Raw genomic sequence first — 16,288 nt, 5'->3', positions numbered from 1 at the left:
TGCCTTCAGTGCCCGTCGCCCAGGTAGGCCAGGCGAACTTGCGGATGGTTGCGGATGGCCTCGGGCACGTCCGAAGCGATGACCCGCCCGTTGACCATCACCGTGATGCGGTCGGCGACGCGAAACACCGCATCCATGTCGTGCTCCACCAGCAAGATGGCGTGGCCGGCTTTCAACTCGCCCAGCAGCGCCAGCATGCGTTCGGTTTCCTCGGCGCCCATGCCGGCCAAAGGTTCGTCCAGCAACAGCACTTGCGGATCGGAGGCCAAACACATGGCGATCTCCAACTGGCGTTTTTGCCCGTGCGACAGCGTCCCGGCGATGCGCTCGGCGTGCTCGCTCAGGCCGGCACGGGCCATCGCTTCATCAGCGGCACCCAGGCTGCGGACGCATTGACGGGCCGGCGTCCACCAATCCCAAGCGCGCTGCCAACGGGCTTGCGCGGCCAGGCGGCAGTTTTCGCGCACCGAAAACTCCAAAAACACCGTGTTGCGCTGGTAGCTGCGCCCCAGACCGGCCCGGGCGCGGCGGGGTTGGGGCCAGTGCGTCACGTCCTGACCCGCCAGGGTGACGGCCCCCGCACTCAGCGTCAACTCACCCGACAACAGGTTGATGAGCGTCGATTTGCCCGCACCGTTGGTGCCGATGACGGCGTGCAGCTCACCCCGGTTCAACGTAAGGGACACGTCTTCCACCGCCTTCAGCCCGCCGAAAAAGCGGCTTACGCCTTGGGCTTGCAGCAAGGTTTGCGCTTGCGTGGGTGCTTCAACCATGGCGACCTCCCCGTTGCAACAGGCCCACCAAACCACGCGGCATCAGGGCGACAAAGGCGATGATGGTCAGGCCCAGCATCAACTGCCAGTGCTTGGCGAAACTGCCGAACACCGCCTGCGACTGGAACAACTCCTGCAACAGCGTGAAAGCCAACGCCCCCAGCATGGCACCGCGCAAATGGCCCAGGCCGCCCAAGATGATCATGATGAGCACCGCTCCGCTGTGGTGCCAGCTCAGGATTTCGGGGTTCACAAAACCGTCTTTGAGCGCGTACAAAAAGCCCGCCAAGCCCGCCAGAACCGCCGACAGCACAAACGCCCCCAGCTTGTACGGATAGGTGGAGTAACCCGCCGCCCGCATGCGCTGCTCGTTGGCCTTGATGCCCGCGAACGCCCGCCCGGTGCGGCTTTCCAACAGCACCGCCAGCAGCACCAGGGTGCCGATCAAACAGGCCCACACCGCGTAGTAGAGGTGCTGCGGCTTGTCCAAATCGAAGGGCTGCCAGGCACCGAGCTTGAGCACGGGGCGGAAGTAGAGGTAAATGCCATCGCTGCCGCCGCCCAAAGCGGTGTCATGGAACACAAAGTAGGCCATCTGCGCGAAGGCCAGCGTGATCATGATGAAGTACACGCCTTTGGTGCGCAGGCTCAACGCGCCCACCACCACGGCATACAGCGCCGCAGCGGTGAGCGACGCCGGCAGCACCCACCCCAGCGCGGCGCCCTCGCCTTCGGGGGACAGCAGCGTCACCGTGTACGCGCCGATGCCAAAGAACGCCGCTTGGCCGAAGCAGATCAACCCCGTCTGCCCGACCAGCAGCTCCAAACTCAGGGCGAAGATGGCGAGGATCATGATCTTCATCGCCAACTCGACATAAAACCCCGGCAGCACCGCCGGCAACAGCGCCAGCACGCCAAACGCGAGCAGCACCGGCAGAGCGCGGGGGGACAAGATGAATGTGTGCATCGTGGGGGCTCCTCAACCGGCTTTGAACAGCCCTTCGGGCTTCCACAGCAACATCACCGCCATCAGCAGGTAGACCGACAGCCCGGCCACCGAGGGCACGAGCACCTTGCCGAAGGTGTCCACCAGCCCGACCAGCAAGGCCGCCACCAGCGCCCCCTTGATCGAGCCGATGCCGCCGATCACCACCACCACAAAACAAATGATGAGCACCGATCCGCCCATGCCCGGGTACACCGAGGACACGGGCGCGGCGATCATCCCGGCCAGCGCCGCCAGCGCCACCCCGACCGCAAACACGATGCGGTACAGCAGCCGGATGTTCACGCCCATGGCGCGCACCATGTCCCGGTTGCTGGCGCCAGCGCGGATGCGCATGCCGAGCCGGGTGCGTGTCATCACCGCCCACATCGCCAGGGCGACGGCCACGCACACCGCCGAGACGAACAGGCGATACACCGGATAACTCATCACATCCCCCAGCGCGATGCTGCCCGAGAGCCACTCGGGCGGCTGCACGCCGTGGACGTCATCGCCCAGCAGCAGGCTGCGCAGCTCCTCAAAGACCAAAATCAGCCCATAGGTCATGAGCACCTGTTGCAAGTGCTCACGCTCGTACAAAAAGCTGAAAAAAGCCCACTCCAGCACGTAGCCCAAGGCCACGGACAGCACCACGCCCAACAGCAGCGCCGTGAAAAAGCCCCCGCCCCACGCCTGCGCCAACGGCGCCAGGGCGTAGGCCATGTAGGCCCCGATCATGTAAAAACTGCCGTGCGCCAGGTTGATAACGCCCATGATCCCGAAGATCAGCGTCAACCCCGAGGCGACCAGAAACAGCAGCAAGCCGTATTGCAGCGCGTTCAAGCACTGGATGAGGAAGGTGGCAACGTCCACGGTGCGGGCCTCGTGCCGATGCTCAGAGCTTGCAACCGCGTGCCGGGTCGGCCAGCGCCTTGACCGCCACCCCCGCCGACTTGTTCACGTTGCCTTCGACCTTGCGCAAGTAGATGTCCTGCACCGGGTTGTGCGCTTTGCTCATGGTGAAGGGGCCACGTGGGCTGTCGATCTTGGCTTTTTCTACGGCGGCGGCGAATTCGGCTTTCTTGCTGGGATCGCCCTGGGTGGCGGCCAGGCCAATGGCCAGGATTTGCGCTGCGTCGTAGCCTTGCACGGCGTACACGTCCGGCTGGAGTTTGTGGGCCTTGGCGTAGGCCAGGCGGAAGGACTTGTCACGCGGCGTGTCCAAGCCGTCGGCGTAGTGCAGCGTCGTCATCAGCCCTTGGGCGGCGGCGCCTTGTGCTTCCAAGGTGCCATCGGTGAGGAAACCGGCGCCGTAAAGCGGAATGGTTTTGTTCAAGCCTGCGGCGGCGTAGTCCTTGACGAACTTCACAGCGCCCCCGCCCGCAAAAAAGGTGTACACCGCATCCGGTTTGGCAGCGGCGATTTCGGTCAACAGGGCTTGGAACTCGACGCCTGGGAACGGCAAATCCAGCTCTTTGACCACCTTGCCGCCGTTCTTCTCGAACGCTTCCTTGAACCCTTTCACGGACTCGGTGCCCGCCGCGTATTTCCAAGTGATGGTGATGGCGTTTTTATGGCCCTTCTTGGCCGCCACTTCGCCCATCGCGTAGGCCGGCTGCCAGTTGGTGAAACTGCTGCGGAAGATGTTTTGCGCACACATCGGGCCGGTGATGGCGTCCGCGCCGGCATTGGGCACGATCAGCAGGGTGTTGCTGTCTTTGGCTGCTTTGGCCATGGCCATCGCCACGCCGGAATGCACCGAACCGATGAGCACATCGACCTGATCGCGTTTGATGAGCTTGCCCACGTTGTCCGTGGCCTTGGAGGGGTCGGACTCATCTCCACCTTGAAGAACTCGATTTCCCGCCCGCCGAGTTTGCCGCCTTGCTCGCTGACATAGAGGCGAAAGCCGTTTTCAATGGCGTTGCCCAACGCCGCATAGGTGCCGGTGTACGGCAACATCAGCCCCACTTTGAGTTTGGCGGGCGTTTGGGCTTGGACGGCCAACGGCAAAGCAGCGGCCAAGACGCAGGCCAGGAAGCCCTTGCGGGACATCTGAGGGGTGTTCATCGCGTAGTCTCCAGAGGTTGTTGTGAAAGCCGCGCTCTTGCTGGCGCGGGCTGAAACCGGCGGGATCTCAAGCCGGTGTGAGGGACGCAAAAAAGAGCTGGCCCGCCGCGATCACCGCTGCGGGCTGGTCGCGGTGCGGGGAATGGCCGCACGCGGGCAGTTTGAGCAGCCGCGTGTCCGCATGGCGCTGGGCGATGCCGTCGATCTGGGCCATCGTGCCGTATTGATCGTTCACGCCTTGGATCGCCAGCACCGGGCAGGCCAGCGCCGGCAACAGCGCTTCGATGTTCCATTGCGGAAACTCGGGCGCCAGCCAAATATCGTTCCAGCCCCAGAAGGCGGAATCCACATCGTCGTGGTACTTGGCCAAGCGGGTGCGCAAATCGGTTTCAAGGTAAGCCCGGCGGGCTTCGCGGATGCTCACCAGGCCGAATTCCTCCACCAAGATGTGCGGCGCCATCACCGTGCAACTGGCCACCCGCGCACCGCACCGGGCGGCGTGAATCAGGCTGATGGAGCCGCCGTCGCTGTGGCCGAACAGGTGGTAACGCCCGGTCACACCCAGCGCCGCCAACAGCGCCGGCAGCACGTGTTCGGCCTGGAGGTGCATGAAATCCAGCCCCCAGCGTTCCGCCGCCGGGCGCGGCGTCGAGCGGCCATAGCCGGGGCGCGAGTACACCAAGCCGGGGCGGTTCAGCGCGGTGCAAAGCTGTTCGGGGAAATCTCGCCACATGGCGAGCGAGCCCAGCCCCTCGTGCAGAAACACCAACGGTTCGGCGGCCTCGCCTTGCAAGCTGGCACGCTCGGGGCCAACCCAGGCAAATTCCAGCGTCAGCGCTCGCCCGTCAGCGTTTACGTTGATGAGTTCAGACATGCGTCGTCATCCTTGATGTGCGGCCCCGCAGCCCCCTCTACCCAACCCCTCTCCCACGAGGGGAGAGGGGCTTTGAAGGCGCTGATCCTCCCTCTCCCCTTGTGGGAGAGGGCCGGGGAGAGGGGCGTTTTGCCACCGCTCAAACTTCACCCACTGCCCGGCAACGCTCCAGCTCACGCAGCTTGAAACGCTGAATCTTGCCGGTGGCGGTTTTGGGCAGGTCTTCAACAAACTCGATCTGGCGCGGGTACTTGTAGGGCGCCAAATGGTCTTTGACGAAGGCCTTGAGCGCCGCTTCGTCAATGGCTTGACCTGGCTTCAGCACCACAAACGCCTTGGTTTTGGTGAGCCCGTCTGCGTCGTTGATGCCGATCACCGCCGCTTCCAGCACCGCCGAATGCTGCACCAACGTCGCCTCCACCTCGAAGGGGCTGACGTAAATGCCGCTCACCTTCAGCATGTCATCCGAGCGCCCGCCGTAGGTGTAAGTGCCATCGGGGTTGCGGATGTATTTGTCGCCGCTTTTCGTCCAGCCGCCTTGGAAGGTGTCGCGGGTTTTTTCGCGGTTGCCCCAATACATCATCGCGGCACTGGGGCCGTGAATGTAGAGATCCCCCGGCTCGCCGTCGGGCACGGGTTGGCCGTCTTCGCCGCGCAACTGCACCTCGTAGCCGGGCACCGGCCAGCCCGTGGTGCCATAACGCACGCGGCCCGGCAGGTTCGACAAGAAGATGTGCAGCATCTCTGTAGAGCCGATGCCGTCCACGATGTCCACGCCGAAATGCGCTTTGAAACGCTCGCCCAGCTCCGCCGGTAGCGCCTCGCCCGCCGAAGACACCAAGCGCAGCGCCACCGCCTCCCGCTGCGGCAGGTTCGGATGCGCCAACATGCCCGCAAAGCCAGTGGGCGCACCGTAAAACACCGTCGGTTTGACGCCGCCGACTTGGCCGAGCCAGCGGCGGAAGGTGGCATCGGGCGTCGGGCGTTCGCCCATCAGCAGCACGGTGGCGCCGACACTCAGCGGGAACGTCAGCGCATTGCCCAGGCCGTAGGCGAAAAACAGCTTGGCGGCGGAGAAACACACGTCGTTTTCCGTCAAACCCAGCACGCCTTTGCCGTACAGCTCCGCCGTCCAATACGGGTTGCCGTGGGAATGCACCGTGCCTTTGGGCCGACCGGTGGAGCCGCTCGAATAGAGCCAGAAGCCGGGCGCGTCCGCCCCCGTGGCCGCCGGTTGCGGCATGGGCGCTTGCGGGCTGAGGAAGTGCTCGAACTCGACTTCGGACGGGTGCAGCGGCGCCATGGGCCGCGACACGATGACTTTATGCACCTCGTGATCGCTTTTCACCATCGCGGCGGTGACGGTGGGCAACAACGCGCCACTCACCAACACAGCCTGAGCGCGGGAGTGCTCCAGCATGTAGGCGTAGTCGTCGGCGGTGAGCAGGGTGTTCACCGCCACCGGCACCACGCCGGCATACATCGCACCGAGGAAGGCCACGGGCCAATCACGCCCGTCCAACATCAGCAGCAGCACGCGCTCCTCGCGCTTGATGCCCAAAGCCTTGAGGCCAGCGGCCATGCGACGCACACGCTCGGCGAGCTGGCCGTAGGTGGTGGCGCCGGTTTCGTCGATGAAGGCCGCTTTCTCGGGGCGACCCGCGTTCAGCGCCAGCACATGGCCTGCAAAGTTGAAACCCTCGGACGGTGGCGGCACGGCGCTGAGGTCGGTCATGGGAGCGTCTCCAAAAGTTGTGTTGTGGTGTCGATCAGATCCGGGCCGTGGCACCCAGCGCCGCCAGCACCTCGGGGGCGGCTTGCAAGGCGCTGCGGCGGTGATAGAAACCCAGCGCCCGCAGGCCGCCCAGCTCCTCACCGCCCCCCGCACGACCGGGGCCACCGTGCAGCGATTGCGGCATCACGTTGCCGTGCCCGCTGTGCAGCTTGGCCACCGCCGGGGTGACGATGTGGATGCGCCCATGCGCGTCCGCCAACTCGGCGGCGGTGGCGGCCAAGGCGGCGGCATCGTGGCTGTAGAGCGAGCACACCAGCGAGCCTTCGCCCTTTCTCACGAGCGCCAACAGGTGCGCCTCGTCCCGGTAGGCCAGCAGCGTGGCGGCGGGGCCGAACACTTCCACTTGATGCACCACGGCGTTGGCGTCGGTGGCTTCGGGGGTGTGGCAGCCCAGCAGCGTCGGGCCCAGACAAGCGGCGATGGCCGGATCGGCATCCACCCAAGGCGCGGCGCGGCCATCGAGCAACACCTCGGCGTGGGCGCTCAGGGTTTCCAGGCCGGCCAAGACGTTGTCGAACTGCTCGCGGTTCACCAAAGCGCCCATGCGCACGCCCTCGCCGCGCGGGTTGCCCACCGTGGCTTTGGCGAGCTGCGCGGCGATGGCCTGCGCCGCCGCCTCAAAGCGTTCCGCCGGCACAAAAGCGCGGCGGATGGCGGTGCATTTTTGGCCGCTTTTCACCGTCATTTCACGCGCCACTTCGCGGGCGAAGCATTGCAGCGCGTCGTCATCCGCGCCGGGCAGCAGGGCGGCGGCGTTCAGGCTGTCCGCCTCGATGTTGACGCGCACCGAATGGCGCACCACGTTCGGGTGAGAACGGATGACCGCCGCCGTTTCCGCCGAGCCGGTGAAACTCAGCACATCGAACGGCCCGAGCTGATCCAGCAACCCCGCCGAACTGCCGCAAATCACCGACAGCGCGCCCGCCGGCAACACGCCAGCGTTCACCACATCGGCCACCATGCGCTGGGTGAGCCACGCCGTGGCCGTCGCCGGTTTGATGATGACGGGCACACCCGACAGCAGCGCCGGCGCCGCCTTTTCCCACAAACCCCAAGCCGGAAAGTTGAAGGCGTTGATGAACAGCGCCACGCCACGTGTGGGGCGCAGCAGGTGTTGACTTTGGAAAGCGCCATCCTTGGCCAGCGCGACCGGCTCGCCATCCAGCAACACCCGCGCTTCGCCCAAGGCTGCGCCCCAGCGGGCGTATTGGCCCAGGGTGTAGAGCGCACCATCGATGTCGATGGCGGAATCGGTTTTCACCGTGCCGCTGTTGGCGGTGGCGATGTCGTAATAAGCATCGCGGTTGGCGGCGAGCACCTCGCCCACTTTTTTCAGCAGAGCGGCACGCTCGCCATAGGTCAGGGCGCGCAGTGCGGCGCCGCCATCATCACGGGCAAAGGCGAAGGCCGCTGGCAGATCCAACCCGGCGCTGGAAACGCGCACCAGGGCAGCGCCCGTCACCGGGTCGGTCAGCAGGGCGCCGGTGCCCTGCCCGTTCACCCATTGCCCGGCCACGAAATTGGGCAGCAGCGGCGTGTTCGAAGCGTTCATCATGGTTATCAAGCCTTTTTGCTGCGGGTGAATTCAATGGCGCCTTGCGGCAGCAGGTAGAGCACCAACGCCCGCCCACCGCTGACCGTCGGGCGATGGGCGCTGCCTGGGCCGTAGACCTTCCAACCGGCGCCTTGGCCGTCAAAGCGGGCCTCGCCTTCGAGGGGCATCACCAAGTCGATTTCGCCGTTCGGGTGGGTGTGGTGTGGGCCGGCAACGTCCGCCATTTCCACCACATCCACGGAAAAACCGTGTGTGGCGCCGTCCGCCGGCAGCACGCGGCCGTAGCGGATGCCGCCGTGTTCTTGCGCACACATCCAGCCTTCGGCCACGCCTTGGCGGCAAGCGGCGAACAGCGCTTCGTAGGTGGCGCTGCCGGCAGGATGTTCGGTGTTGAGCGCTTCGGCCAGCGTGGCATCCAGCGGACGGCCATGCAGCGTGGCGGTGAGTCGGGCGACGAGTTGCTGGAAAGCGTCCAGCGCAGCGGAAGGTGCAGACATGGGGTGAAACCTGCGAAGGCTCGACAATGACAACTTGTGATTTACGGGTAAACACTGTGCATTTCCTTGCTGCCTCGGGTGAAACCTCCTGCCTGGCAGCTTGTAGAAATGGAGTGCATGAACGAAACTTATCTTCACGGAGCACCAGCGTCAAGCAATATAGTGCATGCTCCGGGAAACCACTGACACCATGGACGACCTGGAACCTCCCCTGACCGACAGCCCGCCGACCGACCGACCTTCCCCTGTGCGCGATGCGTTCTTGGTGGCCCTGGGCGAGCGCGTGCGCGCCCAGCGTGCGCGCCGAGGCATGACGCGCCGAGCGCTGTCCGTGGCATCGGACGTGTCCGAACGTCACCTGGCCAACCTGGAGCTGGGCGTGGGCAACGCCTCGGTGCTGGTGTTGAAGCAAGTGGCGCGGGCGCTGGGCTGCCAGATCGCCGAGCTGCTGGGCGACGAAACCGCCACCTCGCCCGAGTGGCTGCTGATCCGCGATTTGCTGCGCGGACGCAGCGAAGACGAGCTGCGCCGCAGCCGCCTGGCGTTGACGGAGCTGTTCGGCCAAGCCGGCCAGCCCGAAGCGCGGGCGCAGCGCATCGCGCTCATTGGGCTGCGCGGCGCGGGCAAGTCCACCCTGGGCAAGATGCTGGCCGAAGCGCTGGGCGTGCCCTTCGTTGAGCTGAACCAGGAAATTGAGCGCGTGGCCGGCTGCGGCTTGCCTGAAATCCACAACCTGCTGGGGGCGGCAGCGTACCGCCGCTACGAGCGCCGCGCACTGGAGGAGCCGATTCAGCTTTACCCGGATGCGGTGATCGCCACGCCGGGCGGGGTGGTGTCCGACCCGGCGAACTACAACCTGTTGCTCGGCCACTGCACCACGGTGTGGCTGCAAGCCAGCCCGCAGGAGCACATGAGCCGCGTCATCGCGCAAGGGGATTTGCGTCCGATGGCGGGTAACAAAGAGGCGATGGAGGATTTACAGCGCATCCTCACCGAGCGAGCGGCCTTTTATGCCAAGGCGGATTTGAGTTTATCCACCCAAGGCAAACCACTGGAGCAGAGTTTTGCCGAGTTGCGACAATTGATCACGGGGTTGCCGGCGCGCTGAGGGGCATCCCTGCGCCCGGCGTGAGCGTCTCGGTCTCAAACCCCACCAGATTGCGCGCCACACGCCCAAACTCGATGCCGATCAAATGCACGAGCTCGCCATGGCTGCGGTATTTGTCGGCGTAACCCTTGTCGCGGATTTGGGCCAGCGCGCTGCCATCGGGCCGATCGCCATCCAGCACCTTGAATTCGAAGATGAAAATCTGCCCGGCAAAACGCAACGTCAAATCGATGCGCCCATGGTTGGTGGCCTCTTCCACCCGCAAATCCAAACCCAGCGCCGCCAAATGGCTGTAAAATACGCTGGCGTAGTGGCCCTCGAAACCCGCCAGCGGGTTGTTGCGATACCAATCATTCGGAATACTGGCAAACAGCGCACGCAACAGCGAAGCCATGGCCGTGAAATCCGCCCGCCGCAGCACATCAATCAAGCGGATGCGGTTTTCAAAACTCGATCGAGCAGGCAAGCCGTAACTCGGCAACAGCGCTTCGTTCAAGCTGGCAGCGACTTCGCAATTCGGATAACCCAGGGTGTACACCCACTGCCCCAAAGCCGGCTGGCTGACCTCACGCAAGGTCAAATAGCCCGCTTGAAACAGCAACGCCTCCGGCGCAATGTGGCCCACGTCAAAGCTGGACAGCAGCGCCAATCCCGCCTGCAACCGATCCAAATCGGGCGTAAAGAACGCGGATTGAGCCAGCAAATCAACCAAAAACGTGGGCGTTCCGGTTTCAAACCAATACGGGTGAAACTCGCGCCGGTCAAACAGCAGCAACACATCAAACGGGTTATAGACTGACGTGCCGCCCCAGTTGTAACCGTTGTACCAGCGCCGAATTTCCTCCCGATTCAACCCGGGCAACTCAGGCGCGAACACCGTGTCCACGTCGTCGTCGGTGTAACCGCACAGGGCACTCCAACGTGCATCCAGTGTGATGTCACGCAGGTTGTTCAAACCCGAAAACAAACTCACTTTGCTGAATTTAGACACGCCCGTCAAAAACACAAATTTCAAGTGCGGATCGGTGCTTTTGAGCACTGAATAAAGATTGCGCAGCCCGTCGCGCATTTCCCGGGCGATGGCGGGCGTTTCTAGGTTGTCCAGAATCGGTTTGTCGTACTCGTCCACCAGCACCACCACCGTGGCGCCGTGGCGGTCATGGGCCTGCCGAATCAATTCGGCAAAACGCCCGTGAATCGACTGACGCTGGCACTGCACGCCCAAAGCGCTGGCGTTGTCATCCAACAGGTCGCGGATGCGCTCGTCCAGTTCAGCACGCCCCCGCAACATGCCCTCCGAAAAATCCAATCGAATCACCGGATGGCGCTGTGTCCAGTTCCAGCGGTGTTCGGCTGCGAGCCCCTTGAACAGTGGCGCATTGGCCTCAAACAGTTCTTGGAAGGTGTCCACCAATAAGCTTTTGCCGAAGCGGCGGGGGCGGCTCAAAAAGAAATAGGTACCGGATTCGATCAGGTCAATGGCCAACCCCGACTTATCCACGTAGTAACACTCCTCCTTGCGCAATTTGGCGAAGGATTGGATGCCAAGAGGCAACCGGCGGCGAATGGTATTCATCGGACTCACTCCGTCGCGATGGCGTTGAGCGTCTCGGTCTCAAACCCCACCAGATTGCGCGCCACACGCCCAAACTCGATGCCGATCAAATGCACGGGCTGGCCATGGCTGCGGTATTTGTCGGCGTACCCCTTGGCGCGGATTTGGGCCAGCGCGCTGCCATCGGGCCGATCGCCGTCCAGCACCTTGAATTCGAAGATGAAAATCCGCCCGGCAAAGCGCAACGTCAAATCGATGCGGCCATGATTGGTCGCATCTTCCACGCGCAGATCCAACCCCAGGCCAGCCAAATGGCTGTAAAACACGCTTGCATAATGACCTTCAAAACCCGCCAGGGGGTTGCTGCGGTACCAATCACTTGGAATCCCCGCAAACAGCGCGTGCAACCCCGCCCGAATCGCCACCGCATCGGCCGATTTCAGCGCCCCCAACAGCGCCATCCGTGATGCCAACGCCACCTGGCGCGGCACCCCATACGCCGGCAACAACACACGGTTCAGGCAGCTTTCCACCTCGCGATTCGGGTAGCCCAGGGTGTACACAGTGTCCCCATTGTCCAGCACCTGTTTTTCATGCACGGTCAGGTAGCCTGCCTGAAACAGCAGCGCCTCGGGAGCAATGTGTTCGACATCAAATGTCGAAAGCAGTTCCAGATCGCCACACATCCGATCCAGTCGGGGCGAAAACACCGCCTCACGCGCCAGCAAATCGACCAAAAACGTGGGCGTGCCCGTTTCAAACCAATACGGGTGAAACTCGCGGCGATCAAACAGCAGCAACACATCAAACGGGTTATAGACCGACGTGCCGCCCCAGTTATAACCGTTGTACCAGCGCCGAATTTCCTCCCGATTCAACCCGGGCAACTCAGGCGCGAACACCGTGTCCACGTCGTCGTCGGTGTAACCGCACAGGGCACTCCAACGTGCATCCAGTGTGATGTCACGCAGGTTGTTCAAACCCGAAAACAAACTCACTTTGCTGAATTTGGACACGCCCGTCAAAAACACAAATTTCAAGTGCGGATCGGTGCTTTTGAGCACTGAATAAAGATTGCGCAGCCCGTCGCGCATTTCCCGGGCGATGGCGGGCGTTTCTAGGTTGTCCAGAATCGGTTTGTCGTACTCGTCCACCAGCACCACCACCGTGGCGCCGTGGCGGTCATGGGCCTGCCGAATCAATTCGGCAAAACGCCCGTGAATCGACTGACGCTGGCACTGCACGCCCAAAGCGCTGGCGTTGTCATCCAACAGGTCGCGGATGCGCTCGTCCAGTTCAGCACGCCCCCGCAACATGCCCTCCGAAAAATCCAATCGAATCACCGGATGGCGCTGTGTCCAGTTCCAGCGGTGTTCGGCTGCGAGCCCCTTGAACAGTGGGGCATTGGCTTCAAACAGTTCTTGGAAGGTGTCCACCAATAAGCTTTTGCCGAAACGGCGCGGGCGGCTCAAGAAAAAAGCTTTACCTGCTCCCACCAGATCTGCGGCCCACCCTGATTTATCCACATAGTAATAATCCCCTTCGCGAATCTCGCGCAGGTTCTGAATGCCGATGGGCAACTGTCGGCGAACCAACGCAGAGGAGGCCTCAACCGTGTTCATTTGACTCACTCCGTCACGATGGCGTTGAGCGTCTCGGTCTCAAACCCCACCAGATTGCGCACCACACGCCCAAACTCGATACCGATCAAATGCACGGGCTGGCCGTGGCTGCGGTATTTATCGGCGTAACCCTTGTCGCGGATTTGGGCCAGCGCGCTGCCATCGGGCCGATCGCCGTCCAGCACCTTGAATTCGAAGATGAAAATCCGCCCGGCAAAGCGCAACGTCAAATCGATGCGGCCATGGTTGGTCGCATCTTCCACGCGCAGATCCAACCCCAGGCCAGCCAAATGGCTGTAAAACACGCTTGCATAATGACCTTCAAAACCCGCCAGCGGGTTGCTGCGGTACCAATCACTTGGAATCCCCGCAAACAGCGCGTGCAACCCCGCCCGAATCGCCACCGCATCGGCCGATTTCAGCGCCTCCAACAGCGCCATCCGTGATGCCAACGCCACCTGGCGCGGCACCCCATACGCCGGCAACAACACACGGTTCAGGCTGCTTTCCACCTCGCGGTTCGGGTAGCCTAGCGTGTACACGGTGTCCCCATTGTCCAGCACCCGTTTTTCATGCACCGTCAGGTAGCCTGCCTGAAACAGCAGCGCCTCAGGGGCAATGTGTTCGACATCAAATGTCGAAAGCAGTTCTAAATCGCCACACATCCGATCCAGTCGGGGCGAAAACACCGCCTCACGCGCCAGCAAATCGACCAAAAACGTGGGCGTTCCGGTTTCAAACCAATACGGGTGAAACTCGCGGCGATCAAACAGCAGCAACACATCAAACGGGTTATAGACCGACGTACCACCCCAGTTGTAACCGTTGTACCAGCGCCGAATTTCCTCCCGATTCAACCCGGGCAACTCAGGCGCGAACACCATGTCCACGTCGTCGTCGGTGTAACCGCACAGGGCGCTCCAACGTGCATCCAGTGTGATGTCACGCAGGTTGTTCAAACCCGAAAACAAACTCACCTTGCTGAATTTGGACACGCCCGTGATGAACACAAACTTCAGGTGTGCATCGGCCTCCTTGAGCACGGCGTAGAAGTTGCGCAGCCCGTCGCGCATCTGGCGTGCGATGGCGGGATCCTCCAAGTTGTCCAAGATGGGTTTGTCGTACTCGTCCACCAGCACCACCGCTGTTTGGCCTTGCTGCTGGTGCGCTTGGGCGATCAAGTCCGCGAAGTCATCGGCCACATCCTCTGGGTCGATGTGCGCCGGACGTGGCAAGCCCAGCGCCGCACGGTTGTCCCGCAGGTTGCTGCGGATGCGCCGATCCAGCTCCGCCCGGCCATGCAGCACCCCGTTGCCAAAACTGATGCGGATCACCGGGCGCCGCCGCGACCAATCCCAGCGATGTTCAGCGGCCAGCCCTTTGAACAGCGGCGTATTGGCTTCAAACAGCTCTTTGAAGGTGTCCACTAGCAGGCTTTTACCGAAACGACGTGGACGGCTCAAAAAGAAGTGTGACCCCGACTCGGTCAGATCCACAGCCAAACCGGATTTATCCACGTAGTAGCAATCTTCCTCACGCAACTTGGCGAAGGTTTGGATGCTGATGGGCAAGCGGCGACGGGTCAGCAGTGGGGCGGGTGTGCTCATGCCACTCAGTGTAGAGGCCCGCCCCGCTTTGGGTTCAGGGTTCTCCCCACATGCACTTCAGTGCATACGATCTTGACGAGATCATGGGATGCACTATCATGCCCATCCATCAGCAGCACGCAACATTTTGCATATTCGCTGCCTCACCCTTGAGGAGATGCCCGATGAACGCCCCCCTGCCCGCCGCCCTGACTCCCGTGGACTACCGCACCGAACCCAGCCAGTACCGTCACTGGTCGCTGAAGTTCGAGGGTTCCATCGCCACCCTGGCGATGAACGTGGACGAAAACGCCGGCCTGCGCCCCGGCTACAAACTCAAGCTCAACAGCTACGACCTGGGCGTGGATGTGGAATTGCACGACGCGCTCAACCGCATCCGCTTCGAACACCCGGAAGTGCGCACCGTGGTGGTGACCTCGCTGCGTGAGCGCGTGTTCTGCTCGGGCGCCAACATCTTCATGCTGGGCGTGTCCAGCCACGGCTGGAAGGTGAACTTCTGCAAGTTCACCAATGAAACCCGCAACGGCATTGAAGATTCTTCGCGCCACTCGGGCCTGAAATTCATTGCGGCGGTGAACGGCTCTTGCGCCGGCGGCGGCTATGAGCTGGCCCTGGCGTGCGACGAAATTTTGCTGGTGGATGACCGCAGCTCCGCCGTGAGCCTGCCCGAAGTGCCACTGTTGGGCGTGCTGCCCGGCACCGGCGGCCTCACCCGCGTGACCGACAAGCGCAAGGTGCGCCACGATCTGGCGGACATCTTCTGCACCACCACCGAAGGCGTGCGCGGCAAAAGGGCCAAAGACTGGCGCTTGGTGGACGACATCGCCAAACCCGCCGCCTTCGCCGCCAAGGTGATGGAGCGCGCCGCCGCCCTGGCCACCACCAGCGACCGCCCCGCCGACGCCCAAGGCGTGGCCCTGCCCCGCGTCGAGCGCAGCATCGAGGGGGATCGCATCGCCTACGAACACGTCAGCGTGGAGATGGATCGCGCCAAGCGCCAAGCCGTCTTCACCGTGAAGGCGCCCCAAGGCGTGCAGCCGAGCACCGTGGCGGAAATCGAAGCCGCTGGCGCCAACTGGTACGCCCTGGCCATGGCTCGCCAGTTGGACGACGCCATCTTGCACATGCGCACCAACTAGCTGGAGATCGGCACCTGGATCATGAAGACCTCGGGTGACGCCGCCGCCGTGCAGGCGCTGGACGCCATGCTGCTGGCCAACAAGGGCCACTGGTTCGTGCGCGAAACCATCGGCCTGCTGCGCCGCACCTTCTCGCGCTTGGATGTGTCCTCGCGCTCGCTGTTCGCGCTGATTCAAGAAGGTTCGTGTTTTGCCGGCACGCTGCTGGAGCTGGCCCTCGCCTGCGACCGCATTTACCACCTCGCCCTGCCCAACGACGAGGCCGCAGCGCCCAAGATCACCGTCACCGAAGCGAACTTTGGCCTGTTCCCGATGGCCACCGATCAGAGCCGCCTGGAGCGCCGTTTCTACGAAGAAGAAGCGCCGCTGGCCGCCATCCGCGCCAAGCTGGGTGAGGCGCTGGACGCCGATGCCGCCTTCGCCCTGGGCCTGAACACCGCCAACCCCGACGACATCGACTGGGACGACGAAGTGCGCCTGGCGCTGGAAGAACGTGCCGCCATGTCCCCCGACGCACTGACGGGCATGGAAGCCAACCTGCGCTTCAACGGCCCGGAAAACATGGTGACCCGCGTCTTTGGCCGCCTCACCGCTTGGCAAAACTGGATCTTCCAGCGCCCGAACGCCGTGGGCGAAAAGGGCGCGCTGAAGCTCTATGGCAAGGGCGAAAAAGCCCAGTTCGACATGAACCGCGTTTGAGTTTGATTC

13 protein-coding genes and 1 pseudogene are annotated in these 16,288 nt (G+C 63.1%); 3 read left to right on the top strand and 11 right to left on the bottom strand.

The window, feature by feature from the left end; translation table 11 throughout:
* Nucleotides 1-5: 5 nt before the first annotated feature.
* The 8 genes and pseudogenes from VITFI_RS07975 to VITFI_RS07940 form a co-directional block, all read right to left on the bottom strand.
* Nucleotides 6-773: an ABC transporter ATP-binding protein gene (locus VITFI_RS07975; protein WP_089416492.1), complete on the bottom strand. Its 768-nt coding sequence runs from the start codon at nt 771-773 to the stop codon at nt 6-8.
* Entirely contained in the window at nt 766-1,740 is a 975-nt protein-coding gene (locus tag VITFI_RS07970) for a branched-chain amino acid ABC transporter permease (RefSeq protein ID WP_089416491.1), read from the bottom strand. Before VITFI_RS07970 ends, VITFI_RS07975 begins: the two co-directional genes overlap by 8 nt.
* Before the next feature lie 12 nt (nt 1,741-1,752).
* A complete protein-coding gene (locus VITFI_RS07965) occupies nt 1,753-2,631 on the bottom strand; it encodes a branched-chain amino acid ABC transporter permease (RefSeq protein ID WP_089416490.1) in 879 nt (292 codons plus the stop codon).
* 22 nt (nt 2,632-2,653) lie between these two features.
* Nucleotides 2,654-3,586, bottom strand: a pseudogene (locus VITFI_RS07960) (ABC transporter substrate-binding protein); the annotation flags it as partial.
* A gap of 309 nt (nt 3,587-3,895) precedes the next feature.
* The gene (locus tag VITFI_RS07955) at nt 3,896-4,702 is read right to left on the bottom strand and encodes an alpha/beta fold hydrolase (RefSeq protein ID WP_089416489.1); all 807 of its coding nucleotides are present in this window, start codon (nt 4,700-4,702) and stop codon (nt 3,896-3,898) included.
* Between the two features lie 139 nt (nt 4,703-4,841).
* Entirely contained in the window at nt 4,842-6,437 is a 1,596-nt protein-coding gene (locus tag VITFI_RS07950) for a benzoate-CoA ligase family protein (protein ID WP_089416488.1), read from the bottom strand.
* 34 nt (nt 6,438-6,471) lie between these two features.
* A complete protein-coding gene (locus VITFI_RS07945) occupies nt 6,472-8,052 on the bottom strand; it encodes a 3,4-dehydroadipyl-CoA semialdehyde dehydrogenase (RefSeq protein ID WP_198301680.1) in 1,581 nt (526 codons plus the stop codon).
* Nucleotides 8,053-8,057: 5 nt separating this feature from the next.
* Nucleotides 8,058-8,549, bottom strand: coding sequence for a DUF4863 family protein (locus tag VITFI_RS07940; protein ID WP_089416487.1), 492 nt, complete (start codon nt 8,547-8,549; stop codon nt 8,058-8,060).
* 190 nt (nt 8,550-8,739) lie between these two features.
* Between VITFI_RS07940 and VITFI_RS07935 the strand changes: the two genes are divergently transcribed.
* Nucleotides 8,740-9,657: a helix-turn-helix transcriptional regulator gene (locus VITFI_RS07935; protein ID WP_089418035.1), complete on the top strand. Its 918-nt coding sequence runs from the start codon at nt 8,740-8,742 to the stop codon at nt 9,655-9,657.
* Here the strand turns inward: VITFI_RS07935 and VITFI_RS07930 are convergent.
* From VITFI_RS07930 to VITFI_RS07920, 3 genes are read right to left on the bottom strand one after another with little or no spacing between them, the layout of a single operon-like run.
* Nucleotides 9,635-11,233 carry an ATP-binding protein gene (locus VITFI_RS07930; RefSeq protein WP_089416486.1) on the bottom strand — a complete coding sequence of 533 codons (1,599 nt, stop codon included), beginning with the start codon at nt 11,231-11,233 and terminating at the stop codon, nt 9,635-9,637. The genes VITFI_RS07935 and VITFI_RS07930 overlap by 23 nt on opposite strands.
* Before the next feature lie 5 nt (nt 11,234-11,238).
* Complete coding sequence (locus VITFI_RS07925) at nt 11,239-12,834, bottom strand: ATP-binding protein (protein ID WP_089416485.1); 1,596 nt, start codon at nt 12,832-12,834, stop codon at nt 11,239-11,241.
* 5 nt (nt 12,835-12,839) lie between these two features.
* On the bottom strand, nt 12,840-14,441 hold the full coding sequence (locus VITFI_RS07920; RefSeq protein WP_089416484.1) for an ATP-binding protein: 1,602 nt from the start codon (nt 14,439-14,441) through the stop codon (nt 12,840-12,842).
* Between the two features lie 164 nt (nt 14,442-14,605).
* On the opposite strand from VITFI_RS07920, the gene VITFI_RS18190 reads away from it, so the two are divergent.
* Nucleotides 14,606-15,580, top strand: coding sequence for an enoyl-CoA hydratase-related protein (locus VITFI_RS18190; RefSeq protein WP_198301679.1), 975 nt, complete (start codon nt 14,606-14,608; stop codon nt 15,578-15,580).
* A 21-nt stretch (nt 15,581-15,601) separates the two neighbouring features.
* Nucleotides 15,602-16,279, top strand: a complete 678-nt coding sequence (locus VITFI_RS18185; RefSeq protein ID WP_198301678.1) for a hypothetical protein — start codon at nt 15,602-15,604, stop codon at nt 16,277-16,279.
* The last annotated feature ends 9 nt before the right edge of the window (nt 16,280-16,288 follow it).

It is taken from the genome of Vitreoscilla filiformis (assembly GCF_002222655.1).
GTDB classification, from domain to species: Bacteria; Pseudomonadota; Gammaproteobacteria; order Burkholderiales; family Burkholderiaceae_C; genus Ideonella; species Ideonella filiformis.
The sequence above is the reverse complement of the archived record's forward strand: the minus strand, read 5'-3'. Positions and strand labels throughout refer to the sequence as shown.

Coding starts and splice junctions, on each gene's coding strand:
- VITFI_RS07930 (WP_089416486.1), bottom strand. CDS start 11,233: ATGAATACCATTCGCCGCCGGTTGCCTCTTGGCATCCAATCCTTCGCC.
- VITFI_RS07945 (WP_198301680.1), bottom strand. CDS start 8,052: ATGATGAACGCTTCGAACACGCCGCTGCTGCCCAATTTCGTGGCCGGG.
- VITFI_RS18190 (WP_198301679.1), top strand. CDS start 14,606: ATGAACGCCCCCCTGCCCGCCGCCCTGACTCCCGTGGACTACCGCACC.
- VITFI_RS07925 (WP_089416485.1), bottom strand. CDS start 12,834: ATGAACACGGTTGAGGCCTCCTCTGCGTTGGTTCGCCGACAGTTGCCC.
- VITFI_RS07920 (WP_089416484.1), bottom strand. CDS start 14,441: ATGAGCACACCCGCCCCACTGCTGACCCGTCGCCGCTTGCCCATCAGC.
- VITFI_RS07950 (WP_089416488.1), bottom strand. CDS start 6,437: ATGACCGACCTCAGCGCCGTGCCGCCACCGTCCGAGGGTTTCAACTTT.
- VITFI_RS07955 (WP_089416489.1), bottom strand. CDS start 4,702: ATGTCTGAACTCATCAACGTAAACGCTGACGGGCGAGCGCTGACGCTG.
- VITFI_RS07935 (WP_089418035.1), top strand. CDS start 8,740: ATGGACGACCTGGAACCTCCCCTGACCGACAGCCCGCCGACCGACCGA.
- VITFI_RS07940 (WP_089416487.1), bottom strand. CDS start 8,549: ATGTCTGCACCTTCCGCTGCGCTGGACGCTTTCCAGCAACTCGTCGCC.
- VITFI_RS07970 (WP_089416491.1), bottom strand. CDS start 1,740: ATGCACACATTCATCTTGTCCCCCCGCGCTCTGCCGGTGCTGCTCGCG.
- VITFI_RS18185 (WP_198301678.1), top strand. CDS start 15,602: ATGAAGACCTCGGGTGACGCCGCCGCCGTGCAGGCGCTGGACGCCATG.
- VITFI_RS07975 (WP_089416492.1), bottom strand. CDS start 773: ATGGTTGAAGCACCCACGCAAGCGCAAACCTTGCTGCAAGCCCAAGGC.